Source organism: Domibacillus indicus, assembly GCF_023715895.1.
Taxonomy (GTDB): domain Bacteria; phylum Bacillota; class Bacilli; order Bacillales; family Domibacillaceae; genus Domibacillus; species Domibacillus indicus_A.
In genome coordinates this window covers 1-20118 of sequence record NZ_JAMBOO010000039.1, presented here as the reverse complement: position 1 = coordinate 20118, position 20118 = coordinate 1, and the positions used below count along the sequence as shown (strand labels likewise).

The 20118-nt window shown below is 37.7% G+C and carries 21 protein-coding genes, 4 pseudogenes and 1 riboswitch; of the genes and pseudogenes, 7 read left to right on the top strand and 18 right to left on the bottom strand.

Annotation, left to right across the window (positions count from 1 at the left end; translation table 11 throughout):
• Positions 1-63 precede the first annotated feature (63 nt).
• The 3 genes from M3221_RS24355 to M3221_RS24345 all read right to left on the bottom strand — a co-directional run bounded on the left by M3221_RS24355 (position 64) and on the right by M3221_RS24345 (position 1819).
• On the bottom strand, positions 64-336 hold the full coding sequence (locus M3221_RS24355) for a DUF1871 family protein (protein WP_251274649.1): 273 nt from the start codon (positions 334-336) through the stop codon (positions 64-66).
• A 104-nt stretch (positions 337-440) separates the two neighbouring features.
• Positions 441-845, bottom strand: coding sequence for a hypothetical protein (locus M3221_RS24350; protein WP_251274648.1), 405 nt, complete (start codon positions 843-845; stop codon positions 441-443).
• A gap of 170 nt (positions 846-1015) precedes the next feature.
• Complete coding sequence (locus M3221_RS24345) at positions 1016-1819, bottom strand: phosphotransferase (protein WP_251274647.1); 804 nt, start codon at positions 1817-1819, stop codon at positions 1016-1018.
• 681 nt (positions 1820-2500) lie between these two features.
• Between M3221_RS24345 and M3221_RS24340 the strand changes: the two genes are divergently transcribed.
• A complete protein-coding gene (locus M3221_RS24340) occupies positions 2501-3736 on the top strand; it encodes an IS110 family RNA-guided transposase (RefSeq protein WP_251274646.1) in 1236 nt (411 codons plus the stop codon).
• 158 nt (positions 3737-3894) lie between these two features.
• On the opposite strand, the gene M3221_RS24335 is transcribed toward M3221_RS24340, so the two are convergent.
• The 8 genes and pseudogenes from M3221_RS24335 to M3221_RS24300 form a co-directional block, all read right to left on the bottom strand.
• Entirely contained in the window at positions 3895-4107 is a 213-nt protein-coding gene (locus tag M3221_RS24335; protein WP_251274645.1) for a hypothetical protein, read from the bottom strand.
• A gap of 222 nt (positions 4108-4329) precedes the next feature.
• Positions 4330-4614, bottom strand: coding sequence for a hypothetical protein (locus M3221_RS24330; RefSeq protein ID WP_251274644.1), 285 nt, complete (start codon positions 4612-4614; stop codon positions 4330-4332).
• Positions 4615-4758: 144 nt separating this feature from the next.
• Positions 4759-5457, bottom strand: a pseudogene (locus M3221_RS24325) (IS3 family transposase); the annotation flags it as partial.
• Positions 5455-5554 (bottom strand): annotated as a pseudogene (locus M3221_RS24320) (molybdenum cofactor biosynthesis protein); the annotation flags it as partial. The pseudogenes M3221_RS24320 and M3221_RS24325, both read right to left, overlap by 3 nt.
• A 44-nt stretch (positions 5555-5598) precedes the next feature.
• Positions 5599-6156, bottom strand: a complete 558-nt coding sequence (gene dcd / locus M3221_RS24315; protein WP_251274643.1) for a dCTP deaminase — start codon at positions 6154-6156, stop codon at positions 5599-5601.
• A gap of 75 nt (positions 6157-6231) precedes the next feature.
• Complete coding sequence (locus tag M3221_RS24310) at positions 6232-7317, bottom strand: metal ABC transporter solute-binding protein, Zn/Mn family (protein ID WP_251274642.1); 1086 nt, start codon at positions 7315-7317, stop codon at positions 6232-6234.
• 24 nt (positions 7318-7341) lie between these two features.
• The gene (locus M3221_RS24305; RefSeq protein WP_251274641.1) at positions 7342-8523 is read right to left on the bottom strand and encodes a GTP-binding protein; all 1182 of its coding nucleotides are present in this window, start codon (positions 8521-8523) and stop codon (positions 7342-7344) included.
• Between the two features lie 136 nt (positions 8524-8659).
• Positions 8660-9835, bottom strand: coding sequence for an FAD-dependent oxidoreductase (locus M3221_RS24300; protein WP_251274640.1), 1176 nt, complete (start codon positions 9833-9835; stop codon positions 8660-8662).
• A gap of 528 nt (positions 9836-10363) precedes the next feature.
• Between M3221_RS24300 and rpsN the strand changes: the two genes are divergently transcribed.
• From rpsN to sufU, 5 genes are all read left to right on the top strand, one after another.
• A complete protein-coding gene (gene rpsN, locus M3221_RS24295; RefSeq protein WP_050183910.1) occupies positions 10364-10633 on the top strand; it encodes a 30S ribosomal protein S14 in 270 nt (89 codons plus the stop codon).
• Positions 10634-10724: 91 nt separating this feature from the next.
• Positions 10725-11081, top strand: coding sequence for a hypothetical protein (locus M3221_RS24290; protein ID WP_251274639.1), 357 nt, complete (start codon positions 10725-10727; stop codon positions 11079-11081).
• A gap of 227 nt (positions 11082-11308) precedes the next feature.
• On the top strand, positions 11309-11701 hold the full coding sequence (locus M3221_RS24285; RefSeq protein ID WP_251274638.1) for a (2Fe-2S) ferredoxin domain-containing protein: 393 nt from the start codon (positions 11309-11311) through the stop codon (positions 11699-11701).
• Between the two features lie 15 nt (positions 11702-11716).
• The gene (locus tag M3221_RS24280; protein WP_251274637.1) at positions 11717-12706 is read left to right on the top strand and encodes a CobW family GTP-binding protein; all 990 of its coding nucleotides are present in this window, start codon (positions 11717-11719) and stop codon (positions 12704-12706) included.
• Between the two features lie 96 nt (positions 12707-12802).
• Entirely contained in the window at positions 12803-13243 is a 441-nt protein-coding gene (gene sufU, locus M3221_RS24275) for a Fe-S cluster assembly sulfur transfer protein SufU (RefSeq protein ID WP_251274660.1), read from the top strand.
• A 509-nt stretch (positions 13244-13752) separates the two neighbouring features.
• Here sufU and mreB read toward each other — a convergent pair.
• A complete protein-coding gene (gene mreB / locus M3221_RS24270; RefSeq protein WP_251274636.1) occupies positions 13753-14766 on the bottom strand; it encodes a rod shape-determining protein in 1014 nt (337 codons plus the stop codon).
• A 437-nt stretch (positions 14767-15203) separates the two neighbouring features.
• Here mreB and M3221_RS24265 point away from each other — a divergent pair, with 437 nt between their 5' ends.
• Positions 15204-15512 (top strand): hypothetical protein, encoded by a 309-nt coding sequence (locus M3221_RS24265; RefSeq protein WP_251274635.1) that lies wholly within the window; start codon positions 15204-15206, stop codon positions 15510-15512.
• A 295-nt stretch (positions 15513-15807) separates the two neighbouring features.
• Here the strand turns inward: M3221_RS24265 and rbsB are convergent.
• From rbsB to M3221_RS26970, 6 genes and pseudogenes are all read right to left on the bottom strand, one after another.
• Positions 15808-16730, bottom strand: a pseudogene (rbsB, locus tag M3221_RS24260) (ribose ABC transporter substrate-binding protein RbsB).
• A gap of 18 nt (positions 16731-16748) precedes the next feature.
• Positions 16749-17018 (bottom strand): annotated as a pseudogene (gene rbsC, locus M3221_RS24255) (ribose ABC transporter permease RbsC); the annotation flags it as partial.
• Between the two features lie 492 nt (positions 17019-17510).
• A complete protein-coding gene (locus tag M3221_RS24250; protein ID WP_251274634.1) occupies positions 17511-17717 on the bottom strand; it encodes a hypothetical protein in 207 nt (68 codons plus the stop codon).
• A gap of 505 nt (positions 17718-18222) precedes the next feature.
• Positions 18223-19071: an STAS domain-containing protein gene (locus M3221_RS24245; protein ID WP_251274633.1), complete on the bottom strand. Its 849-nt coding sequence runs from the start codon at positions 19069-19071 to the stop codon at positions 18223-18225.
• A gap of 220 nt (positions 19072-19291) precedes the next feature.
• Complete coding sequence (locus tag M3221_RS24240) at positions 19292-19435, bottom strand: hypothetical protein (RefSeq protein WP_251274632.1); 144 nt, start codon at positions 19433-19435, stop codon at positions 19292-19294.
• A 20-nt stretch (positions 19436-19455) separates the two neighbouring features.
• Positions 19456-19541: riboswitch (cyclic di-GMP riboswitch) on the bottom strand.
• 468 nt (positions 19542-20009) lie between these two features.
• A partial coding sequence (locus M3221_RS26970) for an IS3 family transposase (RefSeq protein WP_396120282.1) occupies positions 20010-20118 on the bottom strand: 109 nt, incomplete at its 5' end.

The following is a 20118-nucleotide window of genomic DNA, read 5'->3' as shown; positions in this document are numbered from 1 at the left end:
TTAATGCGATATTACATTAACATAACCTGATTTTATTATTTCTTGTTAAACTATCCTGCTCCGTTAATTCAATAGCTCTTTTAAAATTTTATCAGCAATCATTAAGCAATCTTTAGATTTTTTATAGTCATCTTCGAAAGCTTTATTGATTCTTTCAGCTAATTCTTCAGCATTATTCACTTGAAGAGCTGCCGATGCAATTCGATGAATTTCAAATTCGTATTCGTCATCTGGGCAATCAAGAGCCAGCAAGCTCATAGGGTCCCATTCATTAATTATCTTTCCGACTACTTGCAATGTCTTCTTAAATTTGTCTTTAAGGTGTTTATGCGACAACCGACTCCCCCCTTTACTCAATTAATAATAATTCTATATCTTGTTAAATTAATCTGCCCTTTAATTCAATAAAAAAGAGATGCAGCAGCACTTCCATTCTTAAACTAATCCGAATAAGAACCTCCTGGCAAAGAGAATAAATAAAACCCGTTGTCTCCTCTTAACTGCCATCCCTCAAAGTAATTACTGTCGTGGAACAATTCAAGATAAATACTGCCTTCAAATTCCACAACTAAATCAGATATTTGTTCAAAATGAAGGATATTCACTATTCTCTTTCCTATTAGAACCTTTTCAACATTTTTATGCGAGTATCTTTGGGGTGATTGGATACAGTCTGAATATCCAATCACAATTTCATTAGCAACTTGCAACCTCCACGGGCACTCGACGATTAAACCGCCCGTTTCAAAAGCCATTCCTAAAGGCAGGTTCTTTTCTGTATTTACTTCTGTAATCTTCTGGCTAAAAAAATATTTAAAATCAATATTGCTTAATTTTCTATACATATTTATCCCTACTCTTAAGAGAAATCACTTGCTTAAAGTGTAACGCTTTCTACTCTATTTGAATACTGCTTCTTCAACAAACGTGCTCCGTTTGTTCAATAAGAAAAGGAGGTGCCGCAGCTACCTCCATTCTTCATCTCAAGCCGCTGTTAGTTCAACAAAACCTATCCTTAAATCCACTCTTTTCCATGTTCACGAATGAATTTTATTTCGTTCTGGTAATGTTCAGGATGTCCTTCATCTATCATTTTCTGAAAAGCCGAATCTCCTTCATTCGCTTTTCTTATTATCGTCTTACACATCCCTTCTAATCGCAACAGTACTATTTCTAAAAAATTCTGTGGTATTTCCTCACCGTAGGCTTCAAAAAACAATGTTAATCTCTTCTTTATGAGACTGGCATGTAGTGAAGGATCATAGTGGACATAGTGGACCTCCTGCTCTGTTTCAGCAGGATAAAACCTGCTTAATGGCAAGCATGTATACAGCGTATAGGCTATATCCCAAATTTTCGGACCAGGTCCAGCAACATCAAAGTCAATGATGCCCACCGGTTTTTCATAGTTAAAAATAATGTTGTATACAGCAAAGTCATTATGGCATAATACCTCTACTTTTTGCGGAGTATTATCGATTGGTTTAAACTCATTTAATAATGGAAAATCACTTACAGCCTCATGATAAAGACGGAGCATCTTCGCTATTTCTTTTAAAACATCATTTGACAACATATATCCTTTTAAAGGATAATTCCCTGCTTCTCCTTCAATGAATGATAATATCTCTCTTCCTTTTTCATCAATACCTAAAAACTTAGGTGAATAATTGAAACCTTTGTTCTCTAAATGCTTTAATAATTTATGAATTTTGGGACTGTCTTCCTTTAAGTCTCGTCGAACAGTATCTCCCGAACGATATACGTTTGAGACATTCCCTCCTGTTAGCATTTCTTCGTTTTCGTACCGACTTTTCATTAAATCCCCCCAATTTAGGGACGCTATAATTGTGTCAATAGAGATGTATTTTTACCCATAAATAAAAGCAGATATACAATAGTATCTGCTTGGCAATGGAAATTTAATTGTTCACACCACGCATCCCCTAAATGATTTTAATTCAAATAAATAGACATACTACTCCCATAAAAAATTATGGAAAAAGTAACTATTTATTTTTTATTAATTATTCATCATAGGGTTTGCCACATGTAGAATCTTAATTCCCCTTCCATCACATCTCTATCTTAATCATACATACATTATTAGTAATAGACAATAACCTTTATTAGAGTATTGGGAATTTTTCGAATAAAACCTTCTATCTTCTTCAACTACCCTGGCCTTTAATTCAATAAAAAAAGAGATGCCACAGCACCTTCCGTTCTTAAACATAAGCCCCCATTCGTATTATAAGGTCAGCCAGAAAAGAAAATATTTCTGGTTGACCATTTTTTATATGGTTTTATGATAACGGTAGCCGGGGTAGAACGTAAGCCCCCGTGGGACTTGAGATCCCGTCAAGTAAACAGTTCGCCCCCTACTTGCTTAAACATGATTTGGCTGGTTGGGACCAAGATCTCGTATAACAAGCGAAGCTATGACACTGCAAGAAGGATTAGGGGTTACCGGCAATATTCGTATTGGAGGAGATAAAGAATGAATCCAGTGGTTGGTCTGGATGTAGCCAAAGGTGAAAGTCAAGTTCAAGCGTTCTTGGAAAAAAAGAAGCCTTACAAAGGCAGTTTTAAAGTGGCACATACCCTTGAAGGACTAGAGAGCTTACACCAATACCTAAGAAAAATCGAAGACTTAACAGGAATTCGACCTCCGGTCGTTTTAGAGTCTACTGGGCATTACCATACACCCGTTGTTCAGTATTTCGAGGAAAAAGGTTATTTATTAATTATCATTAACCCACTCATCTCTTATCGAGCAAAGAGCTCTTCTTTACGCAAAGTAAAGACAGATGTACTTGATGCTTATCATCTTTGTGAGCTGTATTATAAAGAGGATTTGGAGCCTTATAAAAAACGAGGAATCCAACTCTTAAATCTTCGTAATCTTACAAGACAACACGAAAATATAACAGGCATTTATGTACAAACAAAACTTCAATTTCAAGCAGTGCTCGATCAGGTATTCCCTGAGTATCGAGGCGTTTTTGGGGATCTATATTCAGGTGTTTCTTTACTAACTCTATTGGAATATCCTACATCGGAAGATGTTTTGGCAACTGATGAAGCAGTGTTAACCAATAAAATCGATGAATTATGTAAAAGCCGTTCTAAGAATTGGGCAAATACTCAGGCAAAGAAACTGATAGAAGCAGCAACTAGAAATCCCTTTCAGAAAAACTTGTATCAAAGCCATATCCTCAGCATCGAAATGTACATCAAAATGCTTATAGAATACCAAAAGCATCTCTCTAAGCTTGAAGATGAGATAGATGCTTTGGCAAAAGAAATAGAAGAATATAAGATTATCCAATCAATCCCTGGTATCGGAGAAAAAATCGCGGCAACGATTATTTCTGAAATTGGTGAGATTGATCGGTTTAATCACCCTAAAAAGCTTGTAGCATTCGCCGGAATTGATCCCAGTATCTACGAGTCTGGACGATTTAAAGGCACTGTAAACCGGATTACGAAAAGAGGTTCGAGTAGATTACGTCACGCCTTGTATATGGCCGTTCGATGTGCCATTCGTGATTGTCGTAAAAAGAAAACGACGAATGAAATCATCCCGAGAAATAAGAAACTGCGTGAGTTCTATGATAAAAAACGGGAAGAAGGAAAGCCTTATAAAGTAGCGGTAATCGCATGTGCCAATAAGCTCTTACAGTGGATATATGCCCTTTTAAAAAGCCATTCCACTTTCCAAGATATAGCTTAAATAAGAAATAAAACAAAACCACACAAAACCTTCCAACGGTTTAAATTAGGAAGGTTATTTGGCATGGCCATTTTTAGTATAGCATGAACAATTTCAAGTTTTCATTGAAAAATGTTGACAAACTATTAGCTGGTTTAGTTGAAGATGGATGGGATGAATTAAATTAAATCGAATGCTCTTAACAAGCCAAATAAAATTAGAATAAGTCCTAAATAAAACAACCCCGTTAATCCTGTAAATGGGTCTAAAACAAAGCCTGAAAATGCCATCCATTTTTCCTTAGTAGTTTTAGCTTTCTTAATTTCTGGTATAAAAATAAACAATGAAATGATTATACAAATAATTCCTGCAATAATTAATAAAGTATCCACTTATTTACACTACCTATCTTAAAGAAGTTGTCCATGTAAGATACGGGATAAAACATAAACAATTAACCCAACTATCGGTAACTTTACATGAATAAACATAAGTAAAGTACCTAAGAATGCCAGTAAATAAAATAAAAACTCCTCCACCAAATCACCTCTACTGCTCTATTACCCAAACTCACCTATTTCAGCTAAACTGTCCTTTGGTTGAAAAAGAATTGCTTAAAATTCAATTTTTTTCTTCGGAGAAATGTTTGGTTGGTCTATTAATGCGGCAACCCTCTTTCCTTTTTTAAATCTAACGTGATTAAGCCAGTAAACAAGAGCTTCCGCATCGTAATTAACAATATATCCTGCCTCTTCATCGTATTTCCAATACTTATGGTCATTGTTTCTATCGAAAAGCCAATCGAAAAATTCCATTTGAAGTTGACGAATATTTCTTCCTACTTTGGCAGGGCATCGAACATATTGTGTATCAGGTCCTAAAGACACCTCTACAATCATTTTTATTGCTCCTTTTTGTTTCATTTTCTATTTTAGTTTTCGTTATCCTTCTTCAACTAACCTGCCCCGTTTGTATTATAAGGTCACCAGATATTTGAACTGAACCCCATTAAATGGACAGTCTAATAAAAGAAGACCTGCAGCTTACGCTGCAATCAGATGACTTCGGTATTGTGCCGGAGTCATCTTTTTTAAATTACACTGCTTTCGTGTGGAGTTGTAATGGAACATATATTCATCAATCAAGGTTTTTAGATCCGTCAGATTCTCAGCTTTCCGATAATCGACTTCATCTTTGAAATGCCGAAAGAAGGATTTTATCGGTGCGTTGTCTAAGCAGTTTCCACGGCGGGACATTGATTGCATAAGGCCTGCAGCTTTGATTCGTTTTTGATACTCTGGCTGGGTGTAATGAAAACCTTGGTCGGAGTGAATCATCGCTTCCGGATGAACATTCCCATCTAAGATTCCGACCAATTTCTCTACCGTACGGTAGACGATGTTCATACTCAAGCTCGTTGATATTTCATAGGCAAGAATTTCACGGGTAGCCACATCTTTCACACAAGACAAGTAAGCTCGTTGCCCGCCTATATAATCCAAATAGGTGATGTCGGTTAAAAGCACTTTACCGGGTTCATTTTGATTAAATTCCCGATTTAAATGATTCGGAATCGTGCGGTGTGCTTGTGTTGCCTGGGTAATATGCTTATAGGGATTGGCTCGTCTGACTTTCGCAAGAAGGTTGAATTTACGCATCAGGCGAAGAATCTTTTTGTGGTTCATAGAAGTCTCCAGCAATTCTTCCAGTGCCATATACAACTGACGATAACCTACTTGCCCCACTTTCATCTGTCTCTTTTGAATGTGTATCGCTGACTGTAATAACTTTACAATTCACCTGTTTAGGTGCTTCTTTCTTGTGTTGGTGAACACTCATTATTCTTCTCCTCTTCTTCATACATGTGTTAGAAGCATAAAAAATTAATCGAACTCCTTGAACTTCATTTTTGTGGTCGAAGTATCGAGATAGAGTTGACTCTCGGTTACGCTTTCTTGATCATTATATTTCCCTATATAACCATCAGCTTTTTGATCTAAGGAAGCAAGGGCCAACTGACAAACGCGCCTTCCGGCTTTTAATTCAATTGGTACCCGGTTTGCGTTATACAGTTCTAAAGTGATTTGCCCCTTATACCCTGGATTAATCCATCCTGCATTTTGTATAAATAAACCTAACCTTCCAATGGACCTTCTTCCTTCAAGAAAAGCTGTTAAATCTCCAGGCAAATGAATGGATTCAATGGTTATACCTAACACAAATCCTTGAGGCGGAATGATAATGGTTTCCTGGCAAACTTCCTTATAACTAGCTGGTTTTTCCAAAGAGATAAAAGGAGTAGAAGACTCATCTATGATTTTAAAATGATTCCCCATCCGCAAATCAATAGATGCCGGTTGGATTTGGGATGGTGTGTATGGCTCGATTAAAAGTTCTTTCTCTCTTAATTTTTTTATGATGGTTTTGTTCGAGAGAAACATGTGTGCTACCCCCTATATCATAATTTGGTTTAAAATAATAAAGGACCGCTAAAATTCATTTAACGGCCCTTTTATTTAATTTAACGCTTTCTTCAGTGTGTCTATATTCTGTTTCATTAAACTTACATAGTCTTCCTGATTTTCGACTTCTTGTTCCGTAATGGATTCTAAATTGTGAAGAGTTAATGGTTCAGCCCCAATCTCATTTTGGACCACATCAGTTATTTTAGACTCAACATTTTGTTCAAAAATAATATATTTCACCTTTTTTTCACGAGCATCTTTAATAATGGCTTGAAGTTCTTTTTGTGACGGCTCGTCGCTTGGCGCAAAACCAGCGATGCTGATTTGTTTTAATCCATACCGTTCTCCCCAGTATCCATATGCAGCGTGTGAGACTACTATTTCTTTTGTTTTTCCATTTTGAATGATCTCACTGAATTCTTTATCGAGCTGCTCTAGCTCGCTTTTCAACTCTTCAAAATTCTCCTCAAACACTTCTTTTTGCTCTGGTTTCAACTCAACTAATGCCTGTTTAATGTTTTCAGCTATTGTAATGGCGCGTATAGGATCTAACCAAATGTGCGGATCAAGATCACCGTGACCCTGTTCTTCCTCGTCTGCTTCATGCTCGTGAACCGCCTCACTATTATCCTGGCCAGCCTCATGAGTTTCTTCAGCTTGCTCCGCCTCATGTTCACTTTCCTCTGAATTTTCACCTGCATGCTCATCGCTGCCTTGAATAAAAGTAACTCCATCTGCTGCTTCAATCAGCTTTACTTCTTCATTTTCTAATGCCTCTACGGCGTTATTAACAAACCCTTCTAAGCCAGCCCCTGTATAGATAAACCCATCTGATTCAGCGATATTGATCATCGTTTTTTGAGACGGCTCAAATGTATGAGCATCGATATTAGGAGGATACACACTTTCTACCTTAGCATATTCACCGCCAATTTTTTCTGCAAAGTCTTTCAAAGGAAAAATCGTTGTATAAATCGTTAGCTGGTCTTTTTCTTCTTGATTCTCTGTCTGTTCTGTTGTTTTACTCTCACCACATCCTGATAAAAACATAGCTGATGCAAGTATAGTAGTGAAAAATACAGATAATCCTTCCACTTTCATTCTCCTTTTTCTAGAAAATTCTTTTATTGTATCCATTTTCACCTTCCTCAAAAGCATCAGTTAGGCGGTAGTGAAGGCTGGAATCCGGTCAGAAAACTCAGTCCAGTCCATTGTCATTTCATCATCTGAAAGCAAACAAAAATCGAGGGAGGTTTCAATTTCTATTTGGTTCATATGTAAGCCAATAAATACAAGCTCTATTATACGATCTCCAAAGGTATCATCCCATCTTTCAAGCAATTCCGGCTCTTCTTGTAAAATGGCTTGTTTCTCATTCTCAGGATAAGCCGCAAGCCATTCACCAGCTCCCTGAATCATGATCGATGGACCTGCCTGGGACAGCAAACCCGTCATGTCATTCCGGCTGGCAAGCCAGAAAAAACCCTTTGCACGGATCACATCAACCGGCCAGTTTTCCAGCCATTTCATGAAGCGTTCTGGATGGAAGGGACGACGGCGGCGATAAACAAATGAAGAAATGCCCAAACTTTCTGTTTCTGGTGTGTGCTCTTCATTCAGCTCTTTAATCCAGCCGGCTGTCTGACTCATTTTTTCAAAGTCAAAGGAGCTGGTGTGTAAAATACTTGTAAGTGGTATATCGCTAAACACTGATTTAATTACCTTCGCTTCTGGATTTAACTTTCTTAATACAGCCTCTAATTCCTCAGCACTTTTATCATTTAGTAAGTCTACTTTATTGAGAACAATCACATTGGCAAATTCAATTTGGTCAATCAATAGATCAACCACTTCACGTGTATCCTGTTCGTCGGTTCCTTGTCTTCGATCCAGCAAACTTTCACCAGATGAAAAATCGTGCCAGAAACGATTTCCGTCTACTACAGTTACAAGGGTATCCAGAGATGTTTTTTTGGTTAAATCAATTCCTAATTCTTCATCAATATACGTAAAAGTTTGCGCGACTGGTACAGGTTCGCTAATCCCTGATGATTCAATGACAATATAATCAATGTCACCCTGGTCTACCAGTCTCTCTACTTCTTTCATTAGATCGTCACGCAGCGTACAGCAAATACATCCATTCTGCATTTCCACCAGCTGCTCCTCTGTCCGTGCAAAGCCGCCCTGTTTGAGTAAAGCTGCGTCAATATTTACCTCACTCATGTCATTGACAATGACAGCAATTTTTAGGCCTTCACGATTTTGCAAGATACGATTTAATAAAGTAGTCTTTCCTGAACCTAAATAACCACTCAATACGGTAACCGGCACTTTTTTCATAAATAAACCCTCTCCCCAAATCATAATTATTATGATTTACAATTGATAAATTATTATTTCTACATTAAACATTCATACATTTAGCACGAAAATAAACAAATTTACTACAGTTCATAAAAAGCAAGGAAATCCTTTATTATAAGCTGCTGACGATCCGTTCTGCTGCCTGGCGGGCTCCAGAAATATTGCGGGCAATAGGTCCCATTTCAAGCTCTGCTAAAGCACCAATTACATATAAGCCCGGGCCCCACTGGAGTGATTTTGAAACGACAGGATAGCCGCATTCTGCACAAGGAAGGTCATGTTTTTTTATCATTGGCATCAGCCACTGCTTCCCTGGCAATGATGGCTGAAAGCCTGTCGCAAGCAAAACCGTACCTGTTTGATGAATCAGCTGGTCCTGCTCATCATACAGGTGAACTTCCTTGTTTTTTACTAAAGCATGCTGAACCTGCCCATCTTTTGTCAGCAGTTCATCATTACGAATACTGCGCCGCAGTTTCATGTATACATCACGGGGCAAAGACCCTTTGTGGCGGGCTTGCTTAATTTTCTCCCGCCGTTTCTGATAGCAGCTCAATTTACTGAAAGAAAGTTGATTTTTGGGACCCAGCCAAGCAGGATCGCTGTCAAAGTCGTGCAAGCGAAACGGATGACGCTTGAGCAATGCTACTTCACCCGGGTACATAGAAGATAATTTTGTAGCTAAATGAACAGACGTAATTCCACCGCCAATAATCGTAAAAGGCCGCGGCATCCCTTCAAATTTAGGAAGGTCTGATTCAAAAATATGGTACACAGAAGCATTTGCCTCTTTCTTTAACAGCTTCGACCAATCGGGCCAGACTGGCTGTTCGCTAATGCCAATGGCCAGTATCAGATTTTCTCCTTCGAGTTCTCGCCCATCCTGCAGTTCGACCTTCCATTTATTTTCTGATCGTTCAGCAGAGTAAACACGTCCCTGCACCCATCCTTTTTTCAGCTCCAAATCGGTAATCAGCTCGTCACAATGCTCATTAAACATAGCAAGAGACGGGCGTTTGAACCTCCCATAGAAAGCAGCCGTTTCATTTGCTGCTTTGTTTTTTCCGAAGATTTGTAAACTAAGCGGATGCACATCAAGATGGTGTACGACTGGCGAACGTAAATAAGGCATAGAAATACGATTCGTGCATCGTTTCCAGTTTTTTAATGGTTCGTCGTGAGGGTCTATAATGGCTATCTCGTCAATAGAGGCTTTTTGCTGTTTTCTTAAAAATGAAGCCATGGTAATCCCCTGAATGCCTCCACCCACCACTATCCATTTATACATAGGTTTACCCTCCTTTATAACGTAATCATTACGATTTGTAGAATGAAGAAAGAGCATTTTCTTTATCATAATCCTGCCAATCCATTGTCCACTTACAAAACGGCAGCTCAGTAAAATCCCATTTAAGATCTCAAAAGATTTTTTCATTACAATTTAATATCACTTTTCAATCATAAAACGTAATCATTCTTATTTGCAAGCTTTTTATGGATTTTTGTTTGAACAGAGTTTAACTAACCTACATCTTTTACGAAATCAATCCTTCTAAAAATAAATTCAATGCCAATGTTTTTATGTAAAATAGTTGACCATGCATTCTTCTAATAAAGAAAAACAATACAGGTATATCGGCGCAGGCTGTTTTTGATAAAAATGCTATTTATCACATTACCGGCCAGAAGACTCCTTCAAATTGCACAGCAATTAGTTGGAGAGGTTCACTAATTGATATTTGTCAAAAGAATAGAAGTATGGTTTAATGTTCCTCAAAACGTAATGATTACGATTAATGAAAGGGAGCGATTATGATTGGCTAAGAAATCAAAGGTAGTAAAAGAAAAAAAACGGCAAGAGCTTGTAGCCAGATATGCTGAATTAAGAAAGGAACTAAAAGAAAAAGGAGATTATGAAGCCCTGCAAAAACTTCCAAGGGATTCTTCCCCGATTCGTTTGAAAAATCGCTGTGAAGTAACTGGAAGACCGCGTGGCTATTTGCGCAAATTCAAAATGTCCCGAATTGCTTTCAGGGAGTATGCTCATAAAGGACAAATTCCAGGTGTCAAAAAATCAAGCTGGTAAACACTATAGCCAGGCTTCTGCACTTAAAGTAATGCTCATCGGCTGTTACTTTAAGCTAGTTTCTTCAAAAGCTTATTCGGAGGAATGAAACATGAACGAACATTTATTAGAAATATTGATAAAAGATATTGTAGCTTCTTTGCCCATGGAACGGCGGCAGCTTTATCAATTTATCGTTCGTTTAGAAGATGAACTGGCCCAGCAAGCAAAAACATCGGACCATTTTCTTTCATTGCTTGTAGAGCATGCTCCTCACAAGCAGGCCTCTAAACATTTTAACCGCTCATACGGAGAAACCATTAAACTAATGAAAGAAATCGAACAAGAAATTGATGAAAAGCTTCAGCTCAAAATGAAAAAAGCAAAATGGATTGATTGTACCAACATCCTATTTCAAAAAAGAAAAGCCACAAGCAACAAGACTGCCCTTTTTCTTTTTGTGATTTAACATGGCGGCAATAATCTGCTTACTTTAGGTGAGTTTATTGCTTCTAAAGTATAAGTGTTCAAATTTTCAAGAGCATAGTGTTAATTAGAGCGCAAAAACTAATGAATTTAATATTGCCTACTGAGCAGTACGTAATAAAAGGTGATTCAAGTCATTTAAAAAGCCAAAATTGATCAATTATCATCTGTAAATCGTAATGATTATTATTTACCAGGAGGGAAATACGGATGGCAACATGGGATTTAAGCAATACGAAACATCACGTTCTTATTTGTAATGGAAGCAGCTGCAATCAAGCAGGAGCAGAGGAACTAACACAAGCAATTCGTAAAGAAATATCCAGCCAGGAAATGGACGATACCATCCATACAACACGCACAAGGTGTAATGGAAGATGCCATGATAAATGTGTTGTGATCCATTACCCTAAAGGGGCATGGTATAAGGATTTACAGCCTGAGGATGCCCCTGACTTTGTTTATTCGCTTCGTGCTAATGATGATTATATAGCAAAAGTAAGCCATTCTTTTGATGGGCAGGTTTTCGAACGTTCGCCTGGTGTTGTTAAAGGGATTTTTAAAGATAAAGAAAAAGTAAATAAAGTATCAAAAATATTATAAATGGAGACGAATTCAATGACTTTGATCAAATCAAACAAAATCCCTGTTACCATTTTGACTGGATATTTAGGTGCTGGTAAAACCACACTTTTGAACCGTATTCTTATAGAAAAACATCGTCAAAAGATCGCTGTTATTGTGAATGAGTATGGAGAAGTCGGAATAGATAATCAGCTTGTTGTTGATGCGGATGAAGAAATCTTGGAAATGAACAATAGATGCATCTGTTGTACAGTTCGCGGCGATTTAATCCGTATTCTGCGGACACTTGTATTTTCAATGGAGCAGGGAAAAGTAAAATTTGACCGAGTTTTGATTGAAACTACGGGACTGGCTGACCCTGCCCCTGTGGCCCAGAGCTTTTTTATGGATGAACTGCTTTCAGAAAAATTTGAAGTAGACAGTATTGTCACTGTTGTAGATAGCAAGCATGTCACTAGGCATTTGGATGGTCATGATGAAGCACAAGAGCAAATTGCTTTTGCAGATGTAATCATCTTAAATAAAACAGATTTGGTATCTCATGATGAGTTGAATTCATTAGAGCAAAGACTTATGAAGATAAATCCTGCAGCGAACCGATTACATGCACAAAATTGCAATGTAGATTTAAAAGAACTCTTAGGAATCAATACATTTGATGTGAGCTGCAAGCTTGAGATTGACCCCCACTTTCTAGAGGATCACCATCACCACCATCATGATGACAACCTATCCTCTGTTGCTTTTCGAGAGGAAAAGCCACTTGACATGGAAAAGGTAGATCAGTGGATGAGTTATCTTGTCCAGGAAAAAGGAGAAAATTTGTTACGCTATAAAGGAATTCTCCATATTAAAGGGATGGAACAGCGGGTCGTATTCCAGGGATTGCATATGCTATTTTCAGGAAATCCTGATCGAAAGTGGAAAAAAGATGAAACAAGACAAAGTGAACTTGTTTTTATTGGAAAACATTTAAACAAAGAGGAATTAGAGCAGCAATTTAAAAGATGCATAGCGAACTAACTATTGTTTACGCAAGTTTCCAATATAAAGGAGCAGATATCTAAGTAGGAATGTGCATTTGTGAATCATCTCCAATGAAGGGAGCTGTTCATGACTATGCTTGATAACCTGTACCGGCAAGTGATCATGGATCATTATAGACAAAAGAGAAATTTCAAAGAATTAGAAGGAGAAAATGTACGGAAAGTACATTATAAAAATCCTACCTGCGGCGATATTATGACCTTATTTTTGGAGCTTGAACAACACCGTGTGAAGAAAGCAGCCTTCCTTGGCGAGGGCTGCAGTATCAGTATGGCATCAGCGTCTATGATGACAGAACTTATCGAAAACAAGTCACTACAAGAGGCTGCACATCTCAGAAAAGCTTTTGAGGATTTAATTCGCCAAGGAAAAGAAACAGATACAGTTGAACTTGGTGATAGTTTATCGTTAAAAGGGGTTCACAACTTAAAAGCGAGACATAATTGTGCATTAATGACCTGGCAGGCATTAGATAAAGCTTTAAAAGATGAGAAAGAATACAATCCCTTTTAAAACTTTTAGCAGATCTATGCTTAATCATTGAATTTAGTGAACCTCTCCAACTAATTGCTGCACAGTTTGATGGAGCATCTCTGTCATAGAACATGAAAAAAACATGCTCTAACTTCATTGATTTCCTGCTTCATCGATGTCTGCCCTGTTCTTCCGAACAGGATCTTACATCATCTCCACAGGCGTCTTTTTATACTGTTCGGGCGGGACCTTGACCTACAGTTGTAAAAGTGATTATATTGCCGGAATGAGTCCTGTACAAAAAACGGCCACTCATCTCCCATTCATTGCAAAGCAATTTGAAGGAGTCTAGTCTTCTGGTCGGTAATGCGATAAAGAGTGTGATTATATTATGGGTTGCAGACAATCCCTTCACATAAAAATCCTCTCCACGAGAGACGCTGAAGATGTCTCTCTTATCATTTTTATGAAAAAGATTTTTGTATTTCTACACGGGTATAGGCACAATATAATTCTTTTGGAACCTATGTATATAATGTGACCTGGGATTAGTTATTAGCGTTAGATTTAAACAGCTGAATTTGATCTAGAGCTTTTCCTATTCCCAATGCTACACAATCAAGTGGATCCTGAGCAGTAAAAACCGGAATACCTGTTTTTTTACTCAATTCATTCTCTAAATTGTTTAACAAGGCTCCGCCTCCCGTTAACGTTATACCTCTATCCATAATGTCAGCTGCCAGTTCCGGCGGCGTTTCTTCTAATGTCAGCCTTACTGTATTCACTATAGCATTCACAGAGTCACTTAATACATCAGAGATTTCAGAACCCGAGATTTCAATCGTCTTTGGGAGCCCAGTAACCATGTCTCGTCCCCGCACGGCTTTTTTTATTTCATCCTTTAAATCTCCAGCAGAGCCAATTTCAACCTTTATACTTTCCGCTGTACGCTCCCCTATCGTCAAATTATACCGCTTCCGGGTATAGTTAATAATTGCTTTGTCCATCTCATCCCCGGCTATTCGTATTGTGCTGCTGGTCACAATTCCCCCTAAAGAAATAACCGCTGCCTCGGTTGTACCGCCGCCAATATCCACCACCATGCTTCCAATTGGTTCCCATACCGGTAAACCTGCGCCAATGGCTGCTGCCAATGCCTCTTCTATTACGTAAGCATCTCTCGCTCCCGCTTCTCTAGCTGCATCAGTAACAGCGCGCTGTTCAACTGCCGTAATGCTGGAAGGGACACAAATCATCACAAAAGGCTTGCCGCCCATCAGGCTTTTTTTATTAGATTCCGTTAGAAAATGTTTTATCATAGCTGTCGTAGAGGCATAATCGGCAATAACCCCCTCCTTTAGAGGGTGAACAACCGCCACACCTTTAGGTGCACGTCCGAGTACCTCTTTGGCCGCATGTCCAATGCTAAGAATTTTATTAGATTCTGTTTGAATCGCTACAACAGAGGGCTCACGAAGCATAATACCTTTTCCCTTTACATAAACAAGTGTATTTGCTGTTCCTAAGTCAATTCCAAGATCCTTCGATCTAATTTTAAACATGTTTCCTTCTCCCTCTGAACTGAGTTCTCTTTACTGACCATTAACTGCTGCTTTAAGGATAACCATTGGGTAACAATAACAGTAATCTACAATAACATTATCAATCACTTATCATACTCATTTTTTGTAATAAATATTGAATAGTGTCTTTAACCAAATTGTAAGGGATTTGAAACAATTTTGTATAAGATTCTGTTTCCTTTCTTGTAATCAAAATCCAGTCTCCTTCCTCAACTTCGCTCTAAGCATGCCTTATAGCCAAAGGATGATTTGGCTGCTCTTAAGTCCAAGCCCTCAGACTGTTAAAAGATTTTTGCGAGCTGTACGAAAAGAAAATTTGGGAAGACCGGCTTTCACAGCAGCAATACTACAATAAAAAAGACAAAGAAGCCTTGTACCAGCGCTTTTCTTCTCCTTCTATCCCAGAAGCCAGACCTATGAGCAAAAGTTTAGAAGACTGGTACTTTATAGTGCCGGGAACGGATGATACATTCAGCTACATGGAAGGGATCTACACACATAGGTTAACACCTGGCTATTCGATTGAAATGGGCAAGCGCAGCACAAAGCCTGGATATGCGGTGCTCATTCTGCCTATATCTTATTATAAAAAGTATACCTATACAAATGTGTACTTTTGTATAGGTATACTTTTGTATAAGTACACTTATATTTACAACGTTCACTTACAATTGCCGTCGGTTTCGTTATACGTGAATATTAAAGACTGGCTGCGTAAACACTGAAGAATTTTGGGAAGAAATGCGAATCGATGGATGGAGCGGAAGAACATTGATGGACAAACGTTGGATGCCTTGAAGAGAAAAAATTTAGAATAACTGTGTGAGTGAAGCAATTGGATTATATTGCTGAAACAAGTAACTCGAAAAACTGGAGTCAATGGAGTACTGCCGTTTGATTTTTCAAGAGCATATTTACCGTTCAAAATTCGTGAGGTGGTCTTGAACTCTTTTTAAAACCAGTTATCATCCAATTGCCCCTCCCCTTCTGTACTGACAGAGCAGAAGGGGGTAGTCTTTTTTATTGTTTCTTTACAAGATTAAGATCAACTGGAACGAGTTTTTCAGGAGTTTCTCCGTCTGCTACTTTTTCAGCTGTTTCCAAAGCCATTTCACCAATTAACTCTGGCTGTTGTGCAATTGTACCGGCCATGTCTCCGCTTTTGACTGCGTTTACTGCATCTTTTGTGGCATCAAAGCCAACAACAACCACATCATTTTTTCCTGCTGCTTTCAATGCTTCTAAAGCGCCTAATGCCATTTCATCATTATGAGCAAATACTGCCTTAACATCTCCATTTGACTGAAGAATGTTTTCCATTACCGATAACCCTTGCGCGCGGTCAAAGTTAGCTGCTTGTTTTGCGACAACATTTACCTTGTTATCAACTGCTTGGTGGAACCCTTCGCCACGCTCACGAGCTGCGGAGGAGCCAGGAATTCCTTCAAGTTCTACTACGTTTGCATCTTCTCCCACTAGTTCCAAAAGATACTCGCCGGCCATTTTGCCCCCTTCTACGTTGTTAGAAGCAATGTGAGAGACAACTCCGCCACTTTCTGCACTTCGGTCTACTGTGATCACAGGAATGTTTGCCGCATTAGCTGCTTTTACAGCTGGACCTACAGCTGCCGAATCTGTCGGGTTAATTAAAATAACATCAACATTTTGTTGAATCAAATCTTCTACATCACTCGTTTGCTTGGCCGCATCATTTTGTGCATCCACCGTTACAACTTCCATGCTAAGGTCTTCCGCTTTCTTTTCGGCTCCATCCTTTAAAGTAACAAAGAAAGGATTATTTAAAGTAGAGATGGAGAACCCAACTTTAACAGAATCATTCCCTGTTCCCTCGGATATTGATTTTTCTGCAATGGATCTTGCATGGAACATCCTGACCCAACCACCATCATCAAAGCTGCTGTACCGACAAGTAATTTTTTCATAATTATTTATCCCCCTTATTATGCTTGTTTTCTACGATCTAGTAAGACTGCTAATAGAATAACTGAGCCTTTTACAACTTGTTGAAAGAAAGAAGATACACCTAACAGATTTAATCCATTGTTTAACACGCCTATAATTAACGCACCAATCAGTGTTCCAACAATCCAACCCTTTCCTCCTGAAAGGCTTGTACCTCCCAGTACTACGGCTGCAATTGCATCAAGCTCATATGATGTACCGGCTGTTGGCTGCGCAGAGTCTAAACGGGATGTTAAGATAATTCCTGCAAACTATGTTGATGTGTCTTTTAATTATTTATATTTGAATTTAGCATATAGTATATAAAACCAATATACATATAAAATAAGCTATGATGCTGTTAGCAGCGCCTCAATTTTGACTATGAGTTATGCTCCCGCTTTAACCTTAATTTTACTACCCTTTATAATTTTTAGATAATACAGAAGGTTCAGAGTGAGTACTAAATTAAATTATTGTTCAAAACTGTTGAGTCATGACTACTTAGAAATTATGATTATTATGTGTATGGAAACACTGACGACGTGATGATTTTTATAGGAGTCAATACAGATATCAAGTGGGACTTATGTTTTTATTTAGGAAAAAAAGATTTATTAGAAGCTGTGAAAAATATTAATAAAAAAAGATCGACGACTATATTGAGCTTATTTTATTGTGAATAATTAAATGCGCTAAAAAAAGACCGTCTATTGACAGTCCTGTTTTTGATAGCTATTGCTTGCTGGTATATATAATTCTTATTTCACAGTAGGAGATAAAGCTATTTCCTCGAACGAAATTGTTCCTGTATCCATTCCTTTCTCATCAATAAGAAAATCTCCGTATAGTCGGTAAACTTCCCTGTACATACTCTCAAGGTTTTTAGCAATAACCACAATTCGGACTGTTTCACTGTTCCGTTCAAGTTTAACAATATATCTCTTTCTTGATTGTATATTGCTCATTCTTCATTACTCCTTTTAACCAGATTTAGTTTATATACCTTTGTGGTCTGTGAGACGAAACCAACTTGCGAGAGGTAGCTATTCTATTCCGAAAATTTTAAGTTATGACTACTGGATTAATTACAAACGAAAACGGCTCATTCGACTTTTTCAGAAAAATAATCAAAAAAAGCCGAAGAACCAAATGTTCTTCGGCAAAAATATATAGCAATAGGATGGAAGAAAATAGTTTGGTACTTATTAATAATACCCCGGACTAGGAGAGAGTAAACCAATATTTTTTTAAGGAAAACAGAGCAGTCGTCACCAAACTGCTCTGCTTTGGGAAGGACTTGATTGCACAGTTACCCGTTGTCAGAATTTTCAAACAAGTATATATTCTGCTTTTGAGCTTTCCAGTGATGAAGAAGGGTTAATAAAAGTCGACTTTGCAGTTTGGCCGAGTAGCTGCAAGCCTTTATTCACTTCTAAAAGTTGGTTTTGATAATTTTGTCTAACACGCAAATTAATTTTGGAAAAGATGAACATCAGCTAAAGCTTGTTCGAGAGTTGCTCTAGTTACTTGTTTATTGAAATCTAAGCCAAGACTTATTACAGTCTGTGCAATTTCAGGTCGGATTCCTGTAATAATAGTCTGCACACCAAGCAGCTCTAATCCACCCATTACTTTGAAGATTTGGTCTGCCACCATTGTATCAACCATTACTACACCAGATAAATCAAGTATCAGGTGTGATAACTTTAACCTTCCAGCTTCTTTCAATGTTTCCTCCATCAATAGTGCAGCTCTTTCCGTATCTATGTTACCAACCAAAGGCAAAACAGCTATTCCCTTCGAAAGAGGAACAACTGGCACCGATAACTCTAAAAATGCTTTTTTTGCACTTTCAAGGCTTTCCTTGTAGAAATGAATATAGGTTAAACTAAAGTAATAAACAGCATGGTCAAAAAGAGGGTCAACAATCCTGGAATATGCAAACACTGTTTTTACAGACATGTTATGTTTTATTACTGCTTCTTCTATGACTTCACTTATAGAAGTACGATAATAGGTTGCAGCTTTAAGCGCCTCATCTAATGGCACGCCTAAACTGTGGATAAATTGCCCTGTTTCTTTTCCCCATTTTTCTATATCCGCATATGCTTTTTCTTTATCTACACCTTTTACAAGGGCTTCTCCAAAAAGAGCTACAAAATTGGCTCTAATATTTATAGCTTCTTGTTCTTCCAATTGGGATATGAGTTGTCTGTGTGACTCAGTAGAATCAGATAATCTATTTTCATGAACCTTTCTAGCGATTTCATACTTTGCTTCTAATATTGTTTTCCCAAGAATCCTTAATTCATTTTCCATTTTTTATATCCTCCAAAGTATGAACCTATTTTCAGTATACTTAAGAATATAGCACAAGCTTACAATATGTTGTACAACCTTTATAATGGCTATTTTTCCGTTCCTTAAAACACACACATTAAGGAATTAAAGAAACACAGATATAACCCCTTATAGAACAAGGGATTAGACCTGTGTTTCAAGAAATTCTTAAATATAACTTATTTCTCTTGATGTTGCTTTATGGAAGCAACTTAACAGCTTCTTTTAAAAGGGTAATGTCTTTACCTATTTCTTTTTTTATCTTAGGATCTTCACAGCGTTCACACTCACCATATAGACGAGTGAGCTCTTGCTTAAAAATAAGCCTTTCTTTATCACTCATGGCGGTGTATACCTTCCATTTCTGGCAGCCCGGCTATCATTGCCCTAAAAGCTTTAGACCCGTGGCTTTGCGTCCTACTCTTTCGAATAGTTTGCCTTTAACTATTTGTAATTAATCTTACTATGAATGTTAAAAAAATACATTAAAAAACTTCATAATCACTGACAAGTGAAGACAAAAATTACTAGAAGAATAAGTCCTAGAACCTAACAGTCCAACAGAAGGAAATCCTGAAACACTTTGATAGATCAATGTTTTTATCAACCACTTGTGGTCTTTTTTATTAACCATAAGTGGTCGATCGTGCTTGTAAAGAGATAGTAAAACACCCTTTGTCACACACAATACTAATAATTTAATTATAGGGAACACAAATGAATATTAAAAGTATGCTTAGAAGGATCACAGAAGTGGGTAGCTGTCTCAATAAAGGATTCTAAAAAAGGGGAGTAGCTGAATGGAATTTTTAGATTGAGTGCTTATTTCCAGTGAAGGTGTACTTTGAACAATAAAGGTTTATGGACATTTGTCATTCTTCAAGTAATTTTTATCAGCATGGATTGTCAACACTAAATCAGACAGCCTTTTTAAGGGACGATTGCTTGTATTCAATTGGGCTTACATAGCCTAGTGTTCCGTGAATTCGTAGCTTGTTAAACCAGTTGACATAGTCACTAAATTCG

Coding starts and splice junctions, on each gene's coding strand:
- M3221_RS24350 (WP_251274648.1), bottom strand. CDS start 845: ATGTATAGAAAATTAAGCAATATTGATTTTAAATATTTTTTTAGCCAG.
- M3221_RS24345 (WP_251274647.1), bottom strand. CDS start 1,819: ATGAAAAGTCGGTACGAAAACGAAGAAATGCTAACAGGAGGGAATGTC.
- M3221_RS24340 (WP_251274646.1), top strand. CDS start 2,501: ATGAATCCAGTGGTTGGTCTGGATGTAGCCAAAGGTGAAAGTCAAGTT.
- M3221_RS24330 (WP_251274644.1), bottom strand. CDS start 4,614: ATGATTGTAGAGGTGTCTTTAGGACCTGATACACAATATGTTCGATGC.
- dcd (WP_251274643.1), bottom strand. CDS start 6,156: ATGTTTCTCTCGAACAAAACCATCATAAAAAAATTAAGAGAGAAAGAA.
- M3221_RS24310 (WP_251274642.1), bottom strand. CDS start 7,317: ATGGATACAATAAAAGAATTTTCTAGAAAAAGGAGAATGAAAGTGGAA.
- M3221_RS24305 (WP_251274641.1), bottom strand. CDS start 8,523: ATGAAAAAAGTGCCGGTTACCGTATTGAGTGGTTATTTAGGTTCAGGA.
- M3221_RS24300 (WP_251274640.1), bottom strand. CDS start 9,835: ATGTATAAATGGATAGTGGTGGGTGGAGGCATTCAGGGGATTACCATG.
- M3221_RS24290 (WP_251274639.1), top strand. CDS start 10,725: ATGAACGAACATTTATTAGAAATATTGATAAAAGATATTGTAGCTTCT.
- M3221_RS24285 (WP_251274638.1), top strand. CDS start 11,309: ATGGCAACATGGGATTTAAGCAATACGAAACATCACGTTCTTATTTGT.
- M3221_RS24280 (WP_251274637.1), top strand. CDS start 11,717: ATGACTTTGATCAAATCAAACAAAATCCCTGTTACCATTTTGACTGGA.
- sufU (WP_251274660.1), top strand. CDS start 12,803: ATGCTTGATAACCTGTACCGGCAAGTGATCATGGATCATTATAGACAA.
- mreB (WP_251274636.1), bottom strand. CDS start 14,766: ATGTTTAAAATTAGATCGAAGGATCTTGGAATTGACTTAGGAACAGCA.
- M3221_RS24265 (WP_251274635.1), top strand. CDS start 15,204: ATGAGCAAAAGTTTAGAAGACTGGTACTTTATAGTGCCGGGAACGGAT.
- M3221_RS24250 (WP_251274634.1), bottom strand. CDS start 17,717: ATGAGCAATATACAATCAAGAAAGAGATATATTGTTAAACTTGAACGG.
- M3221_RS24245 (WP_251274633.1), bottom strand. CDS start 19,071: ATGGAAAATGAATTAAGGATTCTTGGGAAAACAATATTAGAAGCAAAG.
- M3221_RS24240 (WP_251274632.1), bottom strand. CDS start 19,435: ATGAGTGATAAAGAAAGGCTTATTTTTAAGCAAGAGCTCACTCGTCTA.